The organism is Actinomadura sp. HBU206391, from assembly GCF_014323665.1.
GTDB lineage: Bacteria > Actinomycetota > Actinomycetes > Streptosporangiales > Streptosporangiaceae > Actinomadura_C.
The window spans coordinates 1-2,749 of sequence record NZ_JABVEB010000467.1 but is presented as its reverse complement, the minus strand read 5'-3'; the positions used below and the strand labels follow the sequence as shown (position 1 = coordinate 2,749).

Sequence of the window (2,749 nt, the reverse complement as noted above, 5' to 3'; positions counted from 1 at the left end):
CGCCCCGCCGCACAGGACGAGCGCCGGGGCGGTCACCTCGCGGGCCCGGTCGACCGGGACCGTGCCGCCGGCGAGGTCGCCCATGACCTCGGAGTCGTAGGCGAGCGTGGACGCGTTCGCCTCCATCCCCGCCCACCACGGTTCGCCGCGCATCTGGGCGACCGTCTCCGGCGGCATCCCCGTCAACGTCATGAACAGCTCGACGGCGTCGCCGTGGCGACCCTCAGCCAGGATGGTCCTGAGATTCTCGGCGTACTCCCGCGAGACCCGCCGCGGCTCGCCGTCCTCGAGGTTGTAGGGCGGTTCGTGCAGGACGAGCCTGGCGACGGGCAGGCCGTGCGCCGCCGCGCGCAGGGCGAGGCCCGCGCCGGAGGAATGGCCGTACACCGAGGCGGTCCCTCCGGCCTCGGCGATGAGGATGTCGAGATCCTCGATCTCGCGCTCGACCGCGTACGGCGTGGTGTCTCCGCTGTCCCCCCGGCCGCGGCGGTCATAGTTGATCACGGTGAAATGCCGCGCCGGCCGCTCGGCCAGCGGGCGGGTCACCGCCCGGTCGCAGAGCGCCCCACCGACCACGATGACCGGCGGCCCGTCACCGATGCGCTCGAAGGCGATGGGGGTGCCATCCGCCGAGGTCGCCTTGTCCATGCCGTGTCCCTCTCTGGTCGTGCCGGGTGCGGCTCAGTCCTCTTGGAGCACTGAAAGGACGTTGCCGGCCGGATCCGTGAACCAGGCGATGAGCGGTCCGCGATCGCGGAAGATCCCCTTGTCGTCGACTCCGTCGAAGCGCTCGAAGCTGATTCCGCGCGCCGCGAGCTCGTCCACGGCGGCGTCGATGTCGTCGACCGGGAAGTTGAGGATGGTGAACGTCGCCGGTGTGTGGTCGGGCTTGGGATAGACCAGCGTGTCGCGGTCGCCGGCGATGTGCAGCGTGAGCATCCCGTGCTTCTCCGACACCCGCAGACCGAGCGTCTCGCCGTAGAACCGCCTTGCCTTCGGGATGTCGTCCACGGAGAATCCGCTGAACGCCCTGGTGTGCTCGAACATGATGCTCCCCTTCACTGGGTCCGTCCTGGAACCGGCCGCGCCGGCGATCCTGTCGCAGGTGACGTCGAAACCGTGGCACCGGTCTCGACATATCAGGTGAGACGGTTTCGTGAGAGTAAGCCGACACCATGTGGAGGGCCCGGTGAAGTACCTGATTCTGATCTACTCCAACCCGCAGGTCTGGGAGGGACTCTCCGAAGCCCAGCGGGCGGAGTTCGGGCGGGCGCATGCCGCCCTCACCGAGGAGCTCGCCGCGTCGGGGGAGCTGATCGTGTCGGAGGGCCTGGCCGATCCGTCGCTGGCCAAGCGCGTGTCGGTCCGCGACGGCGAGGTGATGGCCTCGGACGGGCCGTTCGCGGAGGTGAAGGAGCACCTGGCCGGCTTCTATCTCATCGAGTGCGAGAGCGTCGAGCGTGCGATCGAGTACGCCGCGCGGGCGCCGGACGCCGCGTACTGTGACGTCGAGGTGCGACCGGTCCTGGACCTCGGCGGGCTGGAGATGTGAACACGGAACCGCAGGTCGAGCACCTGCTGCGGGAGCTGGCGCCACAGGTCCTCACCGCCCTCGTACGGCGCTACGGCGGCTTCGACACGTGCGAGGACGCGGTGCAGGAGGCCCTGCTGGCGGCCGCGGTCCAGTGGCCGGCCGAAGGTGTTCCCGGCTACCCGAAGGGCTGGCTGATCACGGTCGCGTCCCGCCGGCGGACCGAGCTGTGGCGAAGCGACTCGGCCCGGCGCCGCCGGGAGGAGACCGTGGCCGCACTGGCACCGCCCGACCCCGAGCCGATCCCGGCCGTCGACGACGCCCTCGCCCTGCTGTTGCTGTGCTGTCACCCGTCGCTCACGCCGGTGTCGCAGGTGGCCCTGACGTTGCGCGCCGTCGGCGGGCTCAGCACCGCCGAGATCGCCCGCGCGTTCCTGGTGCCGGAGGCGACCGTGGCGCAGCGCATCAGCCGCGCGAAACAGCGGATCAGGGGCAACGGCGCCGAGTTCCGGATGCCCCTGCAGGCCGAACTCTCCGAGCGGATGCCCGCGGTGCTGCACGTGCTCTATCTGATCTTCAACGAGGGCTACACCGCCAGTTCCGGATCCACGCTGCATCGCGGCGAGCTCAGCGCCGAGGCGATTCGGCTGGCCCGGCAGCTCCGCCACCGCCTGCCCGAGGACGGCGAGGTGGCCGGGCTCCTCGCCCTCATGCTGCTCACCGACGCCCGCCGCCCTGCGCGGACCCGGCCGGACGGCGCCCTGGTCCCGCTGGCGGAGCAGGACCGCGGCCGGTGGGACGCCGAGGCCATCGCCGAAGGCATCGACCTGATCACTGAGACACTGGTCGGCGCGCCGATCGGCCCCTACCAGTTGCAGGCCGCGATCGCCGCCGTGCACGACGAGGCGCCCCGCTCCGAGGACACCGACTGGCGGCAGATCCTCGGACTGTACGACCTGCTGCACGCCATCGCCCCTGGGCCGATGGTCACCCTCAACCGCATCGTCGCCGTCGCCATGGTGCACGGCCCGCAGGCCGGTCTGCGCCGGCTGGCGGAGCCCGACCCCGCACTCGCCGGGCACCACCGGGTCGACGCCGTCCGCGCGCACCTGCTCGACATGGCGGGGGACCGTGAGGCGGCACACGCCCACTATCGCCTGGCGGCGCGCCGGACGCTCAGCCTTCCCGAGCGGCGCTACCTCGAGTCCCGCGCCGCGC

At 71.6% G+C, this 2,749-nt stretch carries 4 protein-coding genes; 2 read left to right on the top strand and 2 right to left on the bottom strand.

Features of this window, described 5'->3' with window-relative positions:
- The coding region (locus HKK72_RS38385) for an alpha/beta fold hydrolase (protein WP_187239288.1) at positions 1-648 on the bottom strand (648 nt) is incomplete at its 3' end.
- A 33-nt stretch (positions 649-681) separates the two neighbouring features.
- Positions 682-1,047: a VOC family protein gene (locus HKK72_RS38380; protein WP_187239287.1), complete on the bottom strand. Its 366-nt coding sequence runs from the start codon at positions 1,045-1,047 to the stop codon at positions 682-684.
- A 142-nt stretch (positions 1,048-1,189) separates the two neighbouring features.
- Between HKK72_RS38380 and HKK72_RS38375 the strand changes: the two genes are divergently transcribed.
- Together HKK72_RS38375 and HKK72_RS38370 are read left to right on the top strand one after the other, a co-directional pair.
- On the top strand, positions 1,190-1,552 hold the full coding sequence (locus HKK72_RS38375) for a YciI family protein (protein WP_187239286.1): 363 nt from the start codon (positions 1,190-1,192) through the stop codon (positions 1,550-1,552).
- The coding region (locus tag HKK72_RS38370) for an RNA polymerase sigma factor (protein ID WP_187239285.1) at positions 1,549-2,749 on the top strand (1,201 nt) is incomplete at its 3' end. The genes HKK72_RS38375 and HKK72_RS38370, both read left to right, overlap by 4 nt.

Excerpts from the sequence above, each read along its gene's own strand:
- HKK72_RS38380 (WP_187239287.1), bottom strand. The coding sequence starts at position 1,047 with ATGTTCGAGCACACCAGGGCGTTCAGCGGATTCTCCGTGGACGACATC.